Source organism: Streptococcus ilei (assembly GCF_000479335.1).
GTDB lineage: Bacteria > Bacillota > Bacilli > Lactobacillales > Streptococcaceae > Streptococcus > Streptococcus ilei.
In genome coordinates, this window is the sequence record NC_022584.1 from 1,667,601 (window position 1) to 1,684,781 (window position 17,181).

At 39.0% G+C, this 17,181-nt stretch carries 16 protein-coding genes and 1 pseudogene; 11 read left to right on the forward strand and 6 right to left on the reverse strand.

Going from position 1 to position 17,181, the window contains the following annotated elements; translation table 11 throughout:
- Positions 1–48: 48 nt before the first annotated feature.
- The 5 genes from N596_RS07945 to N596_RS07965 form a co-directional block, all read right to left on the reverse strand.
- Positions 49–1,182, reverse strand: coding sequence for a tyrosine-type recombinase/integrase (locus N596_RS07945; RefSeq protein WP_023027531.1), 1,134 nt, complete (start codon positions 1,180–1,182; stop codon positions 49–51).
- A gap of 3 nt (positions 1,183–1,185) precedes the next feature.
- Complete coding sequence (locus tag N596_RS07950) at positions 1,186–1,380, reverse strand: DUF3173 domain-containing protein (protein ID WP_000598356.1); 195 nt, start codon at positions 1,378–1,380, stop codon at positions 1,186–1,188.
- Between the two features lie 59 nt (positions 1,381–1,439).
- Positions 1,440–1,826 (reverse strand): hypothetical protein, encoded by a 387-nt coding sequence (locus N596_RS07955; RefSeq protein WP_023027532.1) that lies wholly within the window; start codon positions 1,824–1,826, stop codon positions 1,440–1,442.
- Positions 1,827–1,828: 2 nt separating this feature from the next.
- Positions 1,829–2,869, reverse strand: a complete 1,041-nt coding sequence (locus N596_RS07960) for a replication initiation factor domain-containing protein (RefSeq protein ID WP_023027533.1) — start codon at positions 2,867–2,869, stop codon at positions 1,829–1,831.
- A gap of 196 nt (positions 2,870–3,065) precedes the next feature.
- Complete coding sequence (locus N596_RS07965) at positions 3,066–3,539, reverse strand: hypothetical protein (RefSeq protein WP_023027534.1); 474 nt, start codon at positions 3,537–3,539, stop codon at positions 3,066–3,068.
- A 320-nt stretch (positions 3,540–3,859) separates the two neighbouring features.
- On the opposite strand from N596_RS07965, the gene N596_RS07970 reads away from it, so the two are divergent.
- The 9 genes and pseudogenes from N596_RS07970 to N596_RS08005 all read left to right on the forward strand — a co-directional run bounded on the left by N596_RS07970 (position 3,860) and on the right by N596_RS08005 (position 10,756).
- The gene (locus tag N596_RS07970) at positions 3,860–4,306 is read left to right on the forward strand and encodes a helix-turn-helix transcriptional regulator (RefSeq protein ID WP_006147801.1); all 447 of its coding nucleotides are present in this window, start codon (positions 3,860–3,862) and stop codon (positions 4,304–4,306) included.
- A 358-nt stretch (positions 4,307–4,664) separates the two neighbouring features.
- Positions 4,665–4,928, forward strand: coding sequence for a transposase (locus N596_RS07975; protein WP_023027535.1), 264 nt, complete (start codon positions 4,665–4,667; stop codon positions 4,926–4,928).
- A 17-nt stretch (positions 4,929–4,945) separates the two neighbouring features.
- Complete coding sequence (locus N596_RS07980; protein ID WP_258025866.1) at positions 4,946–5,641, forward strand: HAD family hydrolase; 696 nt, start codon at positions 4,946–4,948, stop codon at positions 5,639–5,641.
- 320 nt (positions 5,642–5,961) lie between these two features.
- Positions 5,962–6,072 (forward strand): annotated as a pseudogene (locus N596_RS10270) (IS30 family transposase); the annotation flags it as partial.
- A 420-nt stretch (positions 6,073–6,492) separates the two neighbouring features.
- On the forward strand, positions 6,493–6,930 hold the full coding sequence (locus N596_RS07985; RefSeq protein WP_023027536.1) for a zinc-dependent MarR family transcriptional regulator: 438 nt from the start codon (positions 6,493–6,495) through the stop codon (positions 6,928–6,930).
- The gene (locus tag N596_RS07990; protein WP_023027537.1) at positions 6,930–7,634 is read left to right on the forward strand and encodes a metal ABC transporter ATP-binding protein; all 705 of its coding nucleotides are present in this window, start codon (positions 6,930–6,932) and stop codon (positions 7,632–7,634) included. Before N596_RS07985 ends, N596_RS07990 begins: the two co-directional genes overlap by 1 nt.
- On the forward strand, positions 7,627–8,430 hold the full coding sequence (locus N596_RS07995; protein ID WP_023022055.1) for a metal ABC transporter permease: 804 nt from the start codon (positions 7,627–7,629) through the stop codon (positions 8,428–8,430). Before N596_RS07990 ends, N596_RS07995 begins: the two co-directional genes overlap by 8 nt.
- Before the next feature lie 8 nt (positions 8,431–8,438).
- Positions 8,439–9,938 carry a zinc ABC transporter substrate-binding protein AdcA gene (locus N596_RS08000; RefSeq protein ID WP_023027538.1) on the forward strand — a complete coding sequence of 500 codons (1,500 nt, stop codon included), beginning with the start codon at positions 8,439–8,441 and terminating at the stop codon, positions 9,936–9,938.
- Between the two features lie 272 nt (positions 9,939–10,210).
- Complete coding sequence (locus N596_RS08005; protein WP_023027539.1) at positions 10,211–10,756, forward strand: DUF6287 domain-containing protein; 546 nt, start codon at positions 10,211–10,213, stop codon at positions 10,754–10,756.
- Between the two features lie 61 nt (positions 10,757–10,817).
- On the opposite strand, the gene N596_RS08010 is transcribed toward N596_RS08005, so the two are convergent.
- Positions 10,818–12,896 carry a GH92 family glycosyl hydrolase gene (locus tag N596_RS08010; protein ID WP_023027540.1) on the reverse strand — a complete coding sequence of 693 codons (2,079 nt, stop codon included), beginning with the start codon at positions 12,894–12,896 and terminating at the stop codon, positions 10,818–10,820.
- 193 nt (positions 12,897–13,089) lie between these two features.
- Between N596_RS08010 and N596_RS08015 the strand changes: the two genes are divergently transcribed.
- Complete coding sequence (locus tag N596_RS08015) at positions 13,090–14,370, forward strand: glycoside hydrolase family 125 protein (protein ID WP_023027541.1); 1,281 nt, start codon at positions 13,090–13,092, stop codon at positions 14,368–14,370.
- 76 nt (positions 14,371–14,446) lie between these two features.
- A complete protein-coding gene (locus N596_RS08020) occupies positions 14,447–17,092 on the forward strand; it encodes an alpha-mannosidase (RefSeq protein WP_023027542.1) in 2,646 nt (881 codons plus the stop codon).
- Positions 17,093–17,181: the final 89 nt, after the last annotated feature.

The following is a 17,181-nucleotide window of genomic DNA, read 5'->3' on the forward strand; positions in this document are numbered from 1 at the left end:
CTTGTCTTTTTTTCTTTGTTGTTTGTCGAGTTACCAATTTTTTCCATTTTAAAATAAATCATCAAGTTTATTAGCCAATGTTTTCTGTTTGCTAGGGTACAAATGGGAATAAGTATCAATTGTTGTCGTAATAGATGCGTGTCCTAATCTTTCTTTAACAACAAGATAATCTTCCCCTTGATTTATAAGTAATGATGCATGAGAGTGTCTTAAATCATGAATTCTTATTCTCTTTAAATCTTTATCCCTTTCTAGTATTTGCTTAAACTTCTTATCAATCATATTTTTTGTAATAGTTATTGGTGTACTCTGTATTATTTGTAGTCCGTCAATATTTTTGGTAAATTCCTTAAGTTTTTCTTTTTGTTTTTCTTTCCAATCTTTTAGCATTTCCGTTAATTTCTGATTGATTGTAATATTTCTAGTTCCTGATCGTGTTTTTGTTGTATTAATGTAGCTTGTATTATTTACAAAGTATACCGTTTTGGTAACGAAAATTGTATTTGTTAAAAGATTTATATCATTCCAGTTCAATGCGAGTATTTCTCCCATTCTCATCCCAGTAAAGAAAGCAATTACGAAAAACAGGTCATAGCTTGTTTCATCATCTTGAATAAGTTCTCTAAATCTCGTGAATTCTTCTATACTCCAAAATTTGATATTAGGCTTCCTAATTGGTAATTTTCTCAGATTCTCAACAGGATTTTTATCAATAAGGGATTTTCTTATACCAGTGTCAAAAATTTTTTTAAGTAGAATTAGAACTTTATTAATTGTATTATAACTTAAAGTTTCATTTTCATTTTGTTTTTTAGGTTTTGTTTTTAGGTATTCACGAAATTCGAATATATGGTCATACGTTAATTTATTTAAATTTGTATTTTTAAAATATGGTTTAATATGACGCTCATAATTGTTTCTTTGTGTGCTTGTATAGCTTATTTTTCTGCCATTTTTCAAATCGTCTTCTTCAAGCAACTGGAATAACATATCTGTTGTTACTACAAAGTCAAATTGTTTTTCTTTTAATTCTACAACTCGAATATGTTGTTCTAGTTCTAGTGCTTCCTTTTTAGATTTTAATCCTTTTCGAATGATACGTATTCTTTTTTGTGTGACTGGGTGGAAACCATTAGAAACATCAACAGTCCATTTACCATTTTTAGTTTTACGAATAGTCATTCATTATGCTTCTTTCTGGAGTTCAATTCCTAGTAGTTCTTCAGCGACACTGGCTGGAATTGTACCAATCCGTTTGTTATCGTAGATATTAAAACCACGATTCACTAATAGTAATTTGCCAGTATGGATAATCTTTCTTGCAGTTCCTGGAGCAAATCCAAGTTCGATAAGGTCATCTTTTGTTACTGTTTTAATCATGTGATCTCCTTTTCTAATTAGATTAAGTAAGGGGAGGATTAACTCCCCTTGTCTAATACTTATTTTTGTTTTACATCTACTAAATGGATAGCATCCGCCTTGTAATACATCGTTGAACTAATCATAGTGGCTTGTAAATTGTCAAATGTAACTGGTACTTCATCCATCGCTTGGATATAGTCATTATCGACTAAAGCTTCTGGATTGTCTACTGAGACTTGGGTTGATTTCTTTTTGAATTGTCCATCCTTGATTGTTACATTGTATTTCCAACCAATGATTTTATTGGTATTAAAACGTCTTTCGCTACCATCTCGGTTTTTGATAATTTCTCCGTTTGCATCTGCTCGGACTTCCGTTTCAAATTTTGGAATAACTTCATCCAATTCAAATTTTGTTCCAATGTTATTAAAATTCCAGTCATTTTGTGAAAGCATTTTTGCCATAATTAATTTCTCCTTTTGATATTTTCTTTGATTGTAGGGATTAAATCTTCTCTTTTAAAGAGAATTGCCCTTTCTATTAATCCACTTGCTAAATCTGGTGGATATTCCATATTGTTGAGTGCGAGATAGTTAGATTTCTCATACTCATGCAGTAAGTTATTGTCGTATAGAAATTTATACGCTTTTAGAATAGCTCCAGAACCTTTATAGGTAAACCATTCTAATTTTTGTTCTAGTTCTGTTTTTGGTTTTGAAATAATGATAGAGACAGGTTTTGAGTGACCTAAAAACTTTTCCCAAGTTCTCAAAGGTTTTGAGAAGTGACTATCACTATAGAACCTCACTTTTTCTTTGAGATATCCCTTGGTAAAGTTGAGAAGATCTATTTCTGAATGCAACCATTCTTGAATGAAGTAGTGAGCTTTTTCTTTCCTAAGTTCTAACTCCGTTCTTATCCAATTTTCTATATAACGCTTGCTGATACCGAGCTTCTCAGCTCGTTCTAAGCGTTTATCGTAAATTCTAAGTCTTTCATCATCATTGGGTTTTCTCAAATATAAGGTTTGGCCGATTGTTTCATCTCCGTAGGTATTGTAGTAAGTGCTTTTTCCATATATAAAGCGTTTTTTCTGACAAATCTTTAGAAGCTGATTAGGAGTGAAATAGGGTGTTTCATTAAAATCATCTATTGCAATATCAATTCGTCTTACTGAAAACTGATTGTAATTGTAGTAGAGGTTGTTCAGAAACTGTCTTTCGGACAGACTATTTGGATCTAATACCATATCTCTAAAGAACTCGAGTGCCTGTCCTGACATGACAAGCATGTGGGACGACTCTTTCGCTCCATAGTAGATACGGATATTCCCATGATGAAGCTGGCTATCATAGTTATAGTATTTAAGGCTCCCTTTATTCTCAATAAATAGGTCATAATCAAGAAATAGAATGTCTTCGATTATTTCTCTTGGCGAAAATTCAGTCTTATCAAACTGAATTTGAATCCAGTCAAATACAGAACGTAAATGTTCATTTTTTGCCATAGATTTTGATTCAACTTTTTGCCTAATTTTGCCACTCTTAAAATCTCCGAAACCCTTGGGAATACTGAATTCTTTCGATGGTACACCTAACTTGCAGAGGGTGGTGTTACTACACACCCTTTCGGTCAAAAATGGTCCGTCCGCATCTACGCTCGTTTTCGGCTTTCTGCCTCATGGCTCAGCCGAAAATTCGCTATTAGCCGAACCTATTTTTTGACCTCTTCTGAACAAACCCTAGTAAGCCGGTTTGCATCGACTCTTCAATATCTTGGATTTTCTTTTTTAGATTGGCATTCTCATTTTTTATCAGTCGTATTTCTCGCTTAAATTCCTGTTTTAAGGCGCTCAGTTCATCATAGAGCTCATCTATTACTTGGTTTAGGAGTTCTTGTTCATTGTCTGCTAGACTCCCAAATACGGCTTGTATAGCCTCTTTTAGACCTATTTCAAGTTTTAGGTTAGCTAACTTTTGAAATTGTCTAAGGTCTTCGTCTGTAAAGTCATAGGCAACTGTATAACTTAATTGATGAGTTCTTGGATTTCTACTGATAGGAATTTTAATTTTCTTAAATTCCTTGCCACTTATCTCTTTAATCAGTTGGATCCAATTTTTAAGAGTAGAGGTAGAGTTTAGGCCAGAAATTTGATTGACTAACTCTTTATTGGTCATCTTTTTGTGAAACCTCCGAAATTTTTTTGTGCAACTGAGGAGTTTTCTGTGGTATAATTGTTACATAATATGTTTTGATCTTGGAACGAACGGCACATTTGTTTCAAGATTTTTTTATTTTGTCGAATCTTACCTCCTTTATTAAAATTTTTAAAATCGACTACTAATTACATACGCTTTTACCCCCTTTTATGCTATAATATTCTCAATGGAATATTTAATCTCAAAATAAATATTCCTTATGGAATAATTCTATTTTATACCGTTTAGAATATTTTGTCAAGAAAAAATATACGAATAAGAATATCTATAGGAGAATTATGTATACAGAGGATTATAAATTTTCAGAGAGGTTAAAAACTCTCAGAAAATCAAAAAAGTTAACTCAAGTACAAATATCGGAATTAATTGGAGTTCAACAAGGGACATATTCTCGGTGGGAGAATGGAACGTTAGAACCAGGATTAGAATTCGTTGTGAAATTAGCAAATATCTTTGGTACTACTACAGATTATTTGCTGGGACAAAAACCTTATTCAATTATCAGTAGTTTACCTCTAGAACAATTAGATCTTACCAATATTGCAAACTTTTCAAAGGATGAGTTTGATATTTTGAAACATTCAATAGCAGTTTCGGTGGCAAGAAATAAAATAAAGGCAACAGAACTAAAAGATAGAGTTATAGAAAAAAATCAGTTGTCAGAAAAAGATGCAGAACTTTTGAATAAGATTTTTGAAGAAGTTAAAACTTATTGGGAAAAATAGAAGGACGCTAGTCTTCAAAATTTCCTCCCAAAATGTGTCTAAAATATTAACGGAATTCCATATAAAGAGGTTTATGATTATTTTAATGCAGATTGATGGTTTGTTTTTTAGATTTTAAATTCACCATAGGTGCTAGTATTATTTATCATAATGCTTGACACCGCTTTTAAGTGGGAGTACAATAATATTGAGGGCAGGATGGCTTATCTCTTTTATTTAGGAGGTGTCCAATATGCAAATCTATTTTATTTATTCTATTTTCTTTCTATTATCACTTGTAGTTCTAGCTTATCTTATTAAGTTACTCATTGCTCATTTAAAAAGAAACTAAGTAACATTTTGCCCAAATAGTAGTTATTTGGGCTACTTGGGTAAGGAACTGAAAAAACGATTGGAAGCCAAGGGAATAGACTTTTTGACGCTGATTCGTAAAAATATGAAAGGAGCAGCTGAGCACAACAATCCTGCTATCCTGGCAATCCGAAGGACCATCGAAACTCGGATCTCTGTCCTAAATGCATTGTTTAACATTGAACATCCGCTTGCTCGCTCTTTAGCAGGTTTGCAATTAGAGATCGAACGGGCTATTTTGGTCTATAATTTAGGATTTTTTATCAACTAGCAACACGGGTATTATATATGATAGATTTTGATTTTAAAGAAGGATTTATGAATTTGAAAGGTATAATCTTCGATATGGATGGAGTTATAGTTGATACAGAGTACCAAGATTTTCTAATACAGAAAGATTTTATCAAACACCTTAATCCAAAATCTAGTTACGAAGATTCTGAGCTATTGGTATTAGTTGGTAAATCATATTTTAATCTTTATAGGCTTTTACAGCAATTTATTGGGAAACAATATGATATAAAAACTATAGAAAAAGAATATGCTTCTTTTAGTGATGAGAGATATGAAAAAATTGATTATTCTTTACTTTTTAGAAAAGAAATTCTAAAAATTATTGACTATGCATTGAAAAACGGAATCAAATTAGCTGTAGCATCATCATCAAAATATGAGCATATTAATGAAGTTTTAGAAAGGTGTGACATAAAAAAATATTTTGATGTCATCGTTAGCGGAGAGAATTTTGTAGAAAGTAAGCCAAATCCGTCTATCTATTTAACAACGCTACATAAGTTAGAATTGCAAGCAGAACAATGTATTGCAATTGAAGATTCATACTCTGGAATTGAATCTTCAACTAGCGCCGGAATTGCAACTATTGGTTATTATGATAGCCGATTACCATTTTTTAATGACAAAGCGCAATGGAAAGTTGAAAATATGAAAGAAGTTTTACAAATAATAGAATCACAGAGTCTTTGAGTTGAAAGGCGATGAGGTTCTTGAGGACGTTAGAAAGAAATAAACTTGTTTCATAACGAAATTTAAGGTAACAGCGAACCGCTGAGTGTGTAGCTTTGTTGGTAAAAACGTAAATATTTTTGAGTGAAAGGTATTATGAAGTCACTGGAAACAGTGGCTTTTTGATATTAGTAGGGATGTATTATAGTAACCAATCAAGTTGAGATAGTTGCTTTGATACTAATACATTTTATTTTAATAATGAAGTTTATTACTATAGACACTTGATAGATATGTAAACTAACTACGATACCTCTAATTTTTAACGGACTATAGTTTAATTTGTTTTTTCTGTACTTGATAAGCGAAATCGAATCCCAAGGAAGTCCTTGAACTACCAAACTCCGTATCAAGTTTTTCTGAGTCAGGTGAAATTGTCTAGCTTAATTTGACAAATGAGATAACTAAGAAATAAGATTATCGACTCACTATTTATGGAAGTAGTTATTTAAGAGAGAAAGATGAGTTACAAAAAAGTTACCAAAATTTGAAAAAAGAGTCTATTTTGCAAGATTTAAAAGTCTAAAAAACCTACTAAATCAAGGTTATAAGATTTAAAAAATGTATTCATAGAACTCAAAATCCAGTGTCCGCAAGGACGTGCCGGTTCGACCCCGGCCGCCGGTATAGTATTAAAGACAAGGTTTTCGGACCTTGTCTTTTTCTTTTATTCGTTGAATTTTTACTGGTGAGTTACTAATAAATTCCTTAAATTTATTCTCATTGTTTTCTGAAAATACTTTGACTACTTTCCTTTACTGTGTTATAATTAACCGGTAAAGTATTTACCGGTTAACAGAAAGGAAATACATATGAAAGTTGCTAATCAGATTGAACATTTTTTAAATTCTATTTTACTTATTTCTGAGAATCAGCATGAAGTTTTGATTGGTTCCTGTACGAGTGGTTTTTCTTTAACCAACACGCAAGAGCATATTCTAATGTTACTTTCAAAAGATAATTATTCAAATTCTGAGCTTGCTAAATTGCTAAATGTCAGTCAAGCTGCTGTGACCAAAGCAGTTAAGCAATTACTTTCTTTTGGCATGTTGGAAGCTTTGAAAGACGAGAAAGATGCTCGTATTGTTTTGTATCGGTTAACAGATTTAGGGCGTCCGGTTGCTGAAGAACATTCTCATCATCATGATCATACTTTGGCTGTGTATAATCAAGTTTTGAGTGAATTTTCTCAAGAAGAACAGATGGTTATTTCTAAATTTTTATCGCGCTTATTGGAGGATCTTCGTTAATGCGTTATATTACTGTTAAAGATCTTTCATTTTATTATGATAGAGAGCCTGTTCTAGAAGGTGTGAATTATTACTTGGATAGTGGGGAGTTTGTGACCCTGACGGGTGAGAATGGTGCTGCTAAATCTACTTTGATTAAGGCAAGTCTTGGAATTTTAAAACCCAAAGTAGGAACTGTTGAAATCGCTAAGGAAAATGTAGCGGGTAAAAAATTACGAATCGCTTATCTTCCGCAACAAATTGCAAGTTTCAATGCTGGCTTTCCAAGTTCTGTTTATGAGTTTGTGAAATCGGGACGTTATCCTCGTAAGGGCTGGTTTCGTCGGTTAAATCATCATGATGAGGAGCACATTTTAGCTAGTTTATCTTCTGTTGGGATGTTAGAGCATCGTGATAAACCGTTAGGGGCTCTATCCGGTGGTCAGAAGCAACGGGCTGTTATTGCACGAATGTTTGCGTCTGATCCAGATATTTTTGTGTTGGATGAACCGACTACTGGGATGGATGCTGGTAGTAAGGATGAGTTTTACGAATTGATGCATCACAGTGCCCACCACCATGGGAAGGCTGTTTTAATGATTACGCATGATCCCGAAGAGGTGAGCCATTACGCGGATCGCAATATTCACCTGGTGAGAAAACAAAATTCTCCATGGCGTTGCTTTAATGTCCATGAGAAAGATGGAGGTGAGGAGCATGCTTAGTTTATTTCAATATGACTTTATGCAACGGGCTTTGTTGGCGATGGTTGCCATGAGTCTCTTCTCCCCTATCTTAGGTGTATTTTTGATTTTGCGTCGTCAGAGCTTGATGAGTGATACACTGAGTCACGTTTCTCTATCGGGGGTCGCTTTTGGCCTCTTCCTTGGTTTCTCTCCAACTATTTCGACAGTCATTGTGGTAATCATAGCGGCTGTATTTCTAGAGTATTTACGAACAGTCTATAAAGATTTTATGGAAATCGGGACAGCGATTCTCATGTCGACTGGCTTGGCCTTAGCCCTAGTGATCATGAAGGGTGGTGGTAAAAGTTCCATGAGTTTGGACCAGTACCTATTTGGTTCCACCTTGACTATTACTGATGAGCAAGTGCTAGCTTTGTTTGTCATTGCGGCGATTGTTTTATGTTTGACGGTTCTCTTTATTCGTCCTATGTATATCCTTACGTTTGACGAGGATACAGCTTATGTAGATGGTTTACCCGTACGTCTCATGTCTATCCTATTTAATATTGTGACAGGAGTGGCTATCGCCTTGATGATCCCGGCTGCAGGCTCCTTGTTGGTATCTACTATTATGGTCTTGCCAGCTAGTATTGCTTTAAAGCTAGGAAAAACTTTCCGTTCAGTCATGCTGTTGGCAGTAGTCATTGGTTTTGTGGGGATGGTCAGTGGTCTCATTCTTTCTTATTACCCGGATACACCGGTTAGTGCGACCATCACTCTCTTATTTGTATCCTTCTTTTTGCTCTCAAATCTTTTTGTTAAATTTAGAAAATAGGTGATCTTATGAAAAAACTTGCATGGCTCGTGTTAGCCTTCTGTAGTCTTCTTTTAGTAGCTTGTAGTGGCGGTCAAAATCAGTCAGGGAAATTGAAAGTCATGACTACTTTCTATCCTGTCTATGAATTTACTAAGCAAGTCATCGGAGACGAGGGAGATGTGGAGCTCTTGATTGGGTCTGGTTCGGAACCCCATGATTTTGAATTGTCTGCCAAAGGTCGCGCAAAAATTCAAGAGTCAGATGTCTTTGTCTATGAGAACGAGAACATGGAAACTTGGGTGCCTCAGTTGTTGAAATCAATGGATGGCAAGAAAACCAAGGTTGTCAAAGCGACTGAAAATATGCTTCTTTTACCAGGTGGTGAAGAAGAGCATGACCATGAGGGAGGGGAAGAACACCATCATGACTACGATCCCCATGTCTGGCTGTCTCCACAGAGAGCCATTAAAATGGTGGAAACGATTCGTGATCAACTGGTGAAACAGTACCCAGATAAAAAAGATAGCTTTACAGCTAATGCGGACGCTTATATTGCTAAGTTGAAAAAATTGGATGACAGCTATACGAAGAGCCTATCTGCAGCGAAACAGAAAAACTTTGTAACGCAGCACGCGGCTTTCCGTTATTTGGCCTTGGACTATGGCTTGAATCAAGTCTCTATTTCAGGTTTATCACCGGATAGTGAGCCGTCTGCGAGTCGTTTGAGTGAATTGACAGAGTACATCAAGAAGAACGATATCAAGGTTATCTACTTTGAAGAAAATGCTTCTAAATCCTTATCGAAAACCTTGTCTGCTGAAACCGGTGTAGATCTAGCTGTTTTGAATCCACTAGAGAGCTTGACAGATGAGCAGATGAAAGATGGTGAAGACTACATCTCTATCATGGGAGCCAACCTCAAGTCTTTAGAGTTAACAACGACTCAAGCCGGAAAAGAAATCGCTCCAGAAGAGGAAGAAGACACCAAAACAGTAGCCAATGGCTACTTTGAAGACAGTGCTATTAAGGACCGAACTCTTTCAGACTATGCGGGAGACTGGCAGTCTGTGTATCCTTATCTAAAAGATGGAACCTTGGATCAAGTCTTTGACTACAAAGCTAAATTAACCAAGTCCAAAACAGCTGAAGAGTATAAAGACTACTACACCACAGGTTATAAAACAGATGTCGACCGGATTGTCATTACAGACAAAACCATGACCTTCTATAAGAATGGGGAAGAGAAGAAGTTCGAATACCGCTATGCTGGGAAGCATACACTAACCTATACAAAAGGGAATCGTGGAGTGCGTTATCTCTTTGAAGCAACTGATCCAAATGCGGGTGAATTCAAGTATGTTCAATTCAGTGACCACCAAATTGCTCCTAATAAGGCAGCTCACTTCCACATTTTCTTCGGTGGGGAAAGTCAAGAGGCTCTTTATAAGGAATTAGAAAATTGGCCTACTTACTACCCAAGTGACTTGACAGGATTTGAAATTGCACAGGAAATGTTAGCCCATTAATCAAATAGAGAAGAGAGTGGGACAGAAATCAGTCATTCGTTAGAATTCGATTTCGTCGTCCCACCTCCGCACAGTTGAGTAGGGCTGTAAAAGCTGATGAAATCAGCGTAGTAGAGCCCACTCAACCACTGCGTCTTGCTCAACAATCCAAAGACAATTGAGAGGCTAGGACTTTTGTCCCAGCCTCATTTTTTGATAGTAAAAGAAACTTGTCAATTTGCTAGAAAAAGGATAAAATTAGGTTTATAGAATAGTTTGAATTAGGGAGATTCATGATGAAAAAGTATCGTTTGTTATTGTTGCTTTCTGCTCTACTGTTTTTCCTTGGAGCCTGCGGTGAGAAAAAGCAGGAGACAGGGGCTGAAAGTAAAGAAAGTACGGTTCGTCAATCGAAGGATAGCTCAGCTACTAGTGAAACAAAGAAAGCTGAAAGTTCGAGCGAGAAGAAAGAGAAAACAAAGATGGATATTGAAGCAATCGCTCAAGGGGATTATAGTAGCGTAGCTGGTGTCTGGCAAGATGATAAGGGAAATAAATTGGTCTTTGATCAAAATGGTTTGGTCTCTAACGAATATGAATCTTACGGTCTCTCCTTGACGGATTATGGGACTGTTTCGGGAGGAGTTTACGGAGGAATCACAGGTGGATTTTTAATGGAATTCATCCCTGCCGGGCTTACGATTGATGATCAAACGGACGAAAATGGAGAAGTCGTCTTCCATGATGACTCTGATGCAAGTAAAGACCGTCTCTGGACTGGAACTGGGATGTACAGTTTTACAGAACAAGGGTCTTTCCTCTATAAGGTTGGGGATTAGGGAATATTAGTGCCATAGAAAAAGAATGAAGAGTGTCCAACTCTTCATTCTTTTTCGTTTTCTAGATCTTAGGGAGCCAAGAGAGGTGGAAATCCAGCTTCTCTGCTTTCAAGAGGTCTTGGTGACTCACTCTGTCGATTCTTTTCCCATCAAGTGAAACATCTTGAAGGAAGTGTGCCTGAGCTGTGTGGGCTGTACGATGGATATGGATCCATTTTTTCTCTTGAGGGAGATAGAGGCGTAGGTGTTTGAAGAGAGGAATCCCCAGGTCATAAACTGGTTTTCCGGGGCAAGTCGGATAGAGTCCCAAAACTGACCAGATATACCAAGAAGATAGACTGCCATTATCCTCATCTCCTGGATAGGCCTGGAAGCTTGACTGGAAGGCTTCTTTGCGAATGGCTTGAATCAGTAAGCTAGTGTATTCTGGGTGTTGGCTATAGCGAAAGAGATAGGGGATGTGGAAACTCGGTTGGTTCGAAATGGCAATTTGCCCAAAAGGAGCTTGGGCCATCTCACTCATTTCGTGAATTTCGTAGCCATAGCCCGTCACTTCATAATGTGGTGCTTGGGTTGCCAGTCGGGTTAAGTAGTGGGTAAAGCCTTCTTCTCCTCCAAAGAGTTGCTTGAGTCCCTCTATGTCGTGAAGGGCGCCTAAGGTTGCCTGAATGGCAGAGCACTCTGCATAGTCGCGTCCCCAACTGATCGGAGAGAAGTCTGGTCTGAAATGACCCTTCTTATCTTTGGCTCGGATATAACCTGTTTCTGGATCAAAGAGGGTTCGGTAGGAAAGGCTAGATTGGGCATATTCTTTGGCAAGATCTTCCTTGCCAAGTATCTGAGCAGTTTGGGCGATACAAAAGTCGCTATAGGAGAAGTCGATGGTATGACTCACGCTTTCGTGATAGTCGGTGGATAGATAACCTAATTTTTTGTACTCTTTCGCTCCTCGTCGACCGTAATGACCATTTGGATCTTCCTTCCTAGCTGTATCCAGCATGGCTTCAAAAAGTTCCGTGTGAAGGTCGGGAGCCAGGCCTTTCTGAATGGCATCTGCAATGACCCCATCAACGAGTGTCCCAGGCATCATGCCTCTTTCGTCTGGCGCTAGCCATTTAGGGAGGAAGCCTGTATCCCGGTAATGGTTAAGGAAGCCTTCGAGAAATCCCTGATAGAGCTCAGGATAGACCAGGCTATAAAGAGGAAAGGTGGTCCGAAAGAGGTCCCAGAAGCCCAGACTAGTGAAGTATTTTCCTTCTTGAATGCGGTTGTGGGCGAAGTCACGATGAACTGCTTTCCCTTCAGGGGTCACTTCATAACAAGTCTGAGGAAAGAGCAGACTACGATAGAGACAGTGATCGAAAAAGGTTCGATCCTCTCCGCCCGTATCTAAAATTTCAAATCGGTCCATTAGCTCTTGCCACTTGCGACCGGCTTTTTCTTTCATATCTTCAAAGCTAGCTTTAGGGAGGTGAGATTTGGCCAAGTCAGGGCTAATAAAGGAAGTGCCTAATCGAGCTTCTAGTATGGGGCTGTCAAACTCTAGGATCAAATCCTGCCCTAGCCAGTGAGTTCGAGTGATAGCTTGGTCAAATTCGAAATGAAGATAGAACGGAAAGTCATGTTGGTCTGTATGATTTTGATCTAGGATGTGGAAGTGAAGATTTGTTTCTCCGAATTCTAGCTCAGTTAGTCCATTGGGACAGTGCAAGGCAAGTGCTAGTTCAGATGGCCCCCTAAAGCGAAGGAAGGCTCCATAGAGGCTGGGCGTCACCTCTGTGTGGATTTGATAGCGCTCTGAGGTGAGGGCTAAATAATGGGGCTGAAAGATAGCTTCTTGGATCCGGTAACTGCTCTGTCTAAAATAGAGGTCTTCTTGAGTTGGTATGTCTGTTAGTGGGGTGAGGAGACACCAAGAAAAATCCCCAATCCAAGGGCTCGGCTGATGGGTCAAGCGAATGCCTTGAAAGATTGGAAGGTTGGGGTTGAAAAACCAAGCACCCTGTTCATGTGTCGTCTGTGGGAGAAAATAATTCATCCCAAAAGGAACTCCTGTGTAAGGGAGGGTGTTGCCGTTGGAATAAGCTGGGTGATTGTCTGTTCCTAAGCGGGTATCAATGCAAGTCAAATCGGTCTTCATAAAGGACCTCCTGTATTAAAGTAGAGCTTCTAAGCCCTTTTCTTTCTTTATTTTAGCAGAAGCTACTAGAATCTGAAAGCAATTTTTAAAACTAGAAAAGTTTGTAGAAAAAGGGCTATAATTTGCGTATGTATTTCCCCTTTGAAATCTTTTATACTGAATAGGAAAGAATCGATACGTGTGAGGAAAACAAATGACCTATTCAAAAGAAATCGTAAGAGAATGGTTGGACCAAGTAGCAGAACGTGTCAAGGATTACCCTGAGTGGGTGGATGTCTTTGAGCGTTGCTACACAGATACTTTAGACAATACAGTTGAAATTTTGGAAGATGGCTCGACTTTTGTCCTGACTGGAGATATCCCAGCTATGTGGCTTCGTGACTCGACAGCCCAGCTGAGACCCTACCTTCATGTGGCAAAAAGAGACCCGCTCTTGCGCCAGACCATTGCCGGTTTGGTCAAACGTCAGATGACCTTGATCCTCAAGGATCCCTATGCGAACTCTTTTAATATTGAGGAAAACTGGAAGGGGCACCACGAAACAGACCATACAGACCTCAATGGATGGATCTGGGAACGCAAATATGAAGTAGATTCGCTTTGCTACCCCTTGCAATTGGCTTATCTCCTTTGGAAAGAAACTGGTGAGACTAGCCAGTTTGATGAAACGTTTGTCTCAGCGACCAAGGATATCCTTCATCTCTGGACGGTGGAACAAGACCACAACAACTCCCCTTATCGCTTTGTTCGGGATACCGATCGTAAGGAAGACACTTTGGTAAATGATGGTTTTGGTCCTGACTTTGCCGTGACAGGAATGACCTGGTCGGCCTTTCGTCCGAGTGATGACTGCTGTCAGTATAGCTACTTAATCCCGTCCAATATGTTTGCAGTTGTTGTCTTGGGATATGTCCAGGAAATCTTTGCAGAATTGAATCTAGCTGATAGTGAGAGCATGATTGCTGATGCCAAACGTCTCCAAGCTGAGATTCAAGAAGGAATCGAAAACTACGCCTACACCACCAACAGCAAGGGTGAAAAGATTTACGCCTTTGAAGTGGACGGTTTGGGAAATGCTAGCATTATGGACGATCCTAACGTACCAAGTTTGTTAGCTGCTCCATATCTTGGTTACTGTGATGTCAATGACGAAGTGTATCAAGCAACTCGTCGCACCATTCTCAGCCCAGAAAATCCATACTTCTACCAAGGAGAATACGCTAGCGGTCTCGGAAGTTCTCATACCTTCTATCGTTATATCTGGCCGATTGCCCTATCTATCCAAGGCTTGACAGCTACAGATAAAGCTGAGAAGAAATTCTTGCTTGATCAGTTGGTTGCTTGCGATGGTGGAACAGGAGTGATGCACGAAAGCTTCCACGTAGATGATCCGACTCTCTACTCGCGCGAATGGTTCTCTTGGGCCAACATGATGTTCTGCGAATTAGTCTTGGATTACTTGGATATTCATTAATGAGCTGTCGCTCAACAGATTCTTCTAAAGAATCACCAATCTATTTTTAAATTTAAGTTAGAATGAGGTTTTACTCATGGAAAATGTTGTTGTACATATCATCTCTCACAGCCACTGGGATCGTGAGTGGTATCTACCTTTTGAAAGTCACCGGATGCAATTGGTGGAACTTTTTGACAATCTTTTTGATCTTTTTGAAAATGATCCTGAATTCAAGAGCTTCCACTTAGATGGCCAAACGATTGTCCTTGATGACTATTTAGAAATTCGCCCTGAAAACCGTGACAAGGTGCAGCGTTATATCGACGAAGGCAAACTCAAGATTGGACCCTTCTATATCTTGCAGGATGATTACTTGATTTCCAGTGAAGCGAACGTCCGCAATACCTTGATTGGACAAGCGGAATGTGCTAAATGGGGCAAATCTACGCAGATCGGTTACTTCCCAGATACCTTTGGGAATATGGGACAAGCTCCTCAAATCCTTCAAAAATCAGGCATTCACGTAGCAGCCTTTGGTCGCGGTGTCAAACCAATCGGATTTGACAATCAAGTCCTTGAAGATGAACAGTTTACCTCTCAATTTTCTGAGATGTACTGGCAAGGGGCTGATGGTAGCCGTGTACTCGGCATTCTTTTTGCTAACTGGTACAGTAACGGGAATGAAATTCCAGTGGATAAAGACGAAGCCTTGACTTTCTGGAAACAAAAATTGGCGGATGTCCGTGACTATGCATCGACCAACCAATGGTTGATGATGAACGGCTGTGACCACCAACCCGTTCAACGAAACTTGAGTGAAGCCATTCGCGTCGCCAATGAACTCTTCCCTGACGTGACCTTTATTCACAGTTCCTTTGATGACTACGTGCAAGCAGTAGAAAGTGCCCTTCCTGAACAATTATCAACCGTCACAGGTGAGTTGACCAGTCAGGAAACGGATGGTTGGTATACTCTTGCTAACACCTCTTCATCTCGTATTTACCTCAAGCAAGCCTTCCAAGAAAATAGTAACTTGCTCGAGCAGGTCGTGGAACCATTGACCATTCTCACAGGAGGTCATAATCATAAGGATCAATTGACCTATGCTTGGAAAGTGCTTTTGCAAAATGCGCCACACGATAGTATCTGTGGCTGTAGTATAGACGAGGTCCACCGTGAAATGGAAACTCGTTTTGCCAAGGTCAATCAAGTCGGAAATTTTGTTAAGAGCAACCTTCTTAATGAATGGAAGGGCAAACTGGCTACCCAAAATGCACAAAGCGAACACCTCTTCACCGTTGTTAACACAGCTTTACATGACAAGGTAGATACTGTGAGTGTTGTGGTGGATGTTGCTACTTGTGATTTCAAAGAGTTACATCCAACTGAAGGCTACAAGAAGATGGCAGCCATGTCCTTGCCAGAGTACCATGTTGAAGATTTGGATGGTCATGTCATTGAAGCCAAGATTGAAGACTTGGGAGCAAGTTTTGGCTACACTTTACCCAAGGATAAGTTCCGCCAACCTTATATTGCTCGTCAAGTGCGCGTGACAATCCCAGTTCATCTGGCTCCACTTTCTTGGGCAAGCTTCCAATTGATTGAAGGGCAAGTAGAATACCGAGATGGTATTTATCAAAATGGAGTGATTGATACACCGTTTATAACTGTGAGTGTAGATGAAGGCATCACCGTCTATGACAAGACTACAAACGAAGCTTACCAAGACTTTATCCGCTTTGAGGATCGTGGAGATATTGGTAACGAATATATTTACTTCCAACCAAAAGGAACCGAACCAATCTATGCTCAATTGAAAGGATACGATGTCTTAGCAAACAACGCTCGTTATGCTAAGGTATTGCTCAAACATGACTTGACGATTCCAGTCAGTGCAGATGAAAAATTGGATGCTGAACAAAGAGGCATTATCGAGTTTATGAAACGAGATGCTGGTCGTTCAGAAGAGTTGACAACCATTCCTCTTGAAACGGAGATGACCATCTTTGTGGATAACCCACAGATTCGCTTTAAGACTCGTTTTACCAATACTGCCAAGGATCACCGCATCCGTCTTTTGGTCAAAACTCATAACACTCGTCCAAGCAATGATTCTGAAAGCATTTATGAAGTTGTGACAAGACCAAATAAACCAGCGGCTTCTTGGGAAAATCCTGAAAATCCACAACACCAACAAGCCTTTGTCAGCTTGTATGATGATGTCAAAGGAGTGACCGTATCCAATAAAGGATTGCACGAGTATGAAATCCTCGGAGACGACACCATGGCTGTAACTCTTCTTCGTGCTTCAGGGGAACTCGGTGACTGGGGCTATTTCCCAACGCCGGAAGCTCAGTGCTTACGTGATATCGAAGTTGAGTTTGCAGTAGAATGCCACCAAGCAGGCGAACGCTTCTCAGCTTTCCGTCGTGCCAAAGCCTTCCAGGTGCCATTTACAGCTCTTCAAGTTGCAAAACAAGAGGGTAGTGTTGCCGCAACGGGTAGCCTCTTTAACCATGCGGCACTGAACTTACCACAAGTCTGCCCAACGGCATTTAAGGTGGCTGAGAATGAAGAAGGTTATGTCCTTCGTTACTACAATATGAGTCAAGAAAATGTTCGCGTTTCTGAAAAACAACAAACCATTCTTGATTTGCTGGAACGCCCATACCCAGTTCATTCAGGACTATTGGCACCACAGGAAATTCGTACAGAATTCATTCAAAAAGAAGAAATTTAATTTCAATTTAATTTCAAATAGTAAACAGAAAAAGAAAGGAGGAGCGAAGAAGTAAGAACCAACTGCTGACTCGCTCCTTTTTGCAGGTG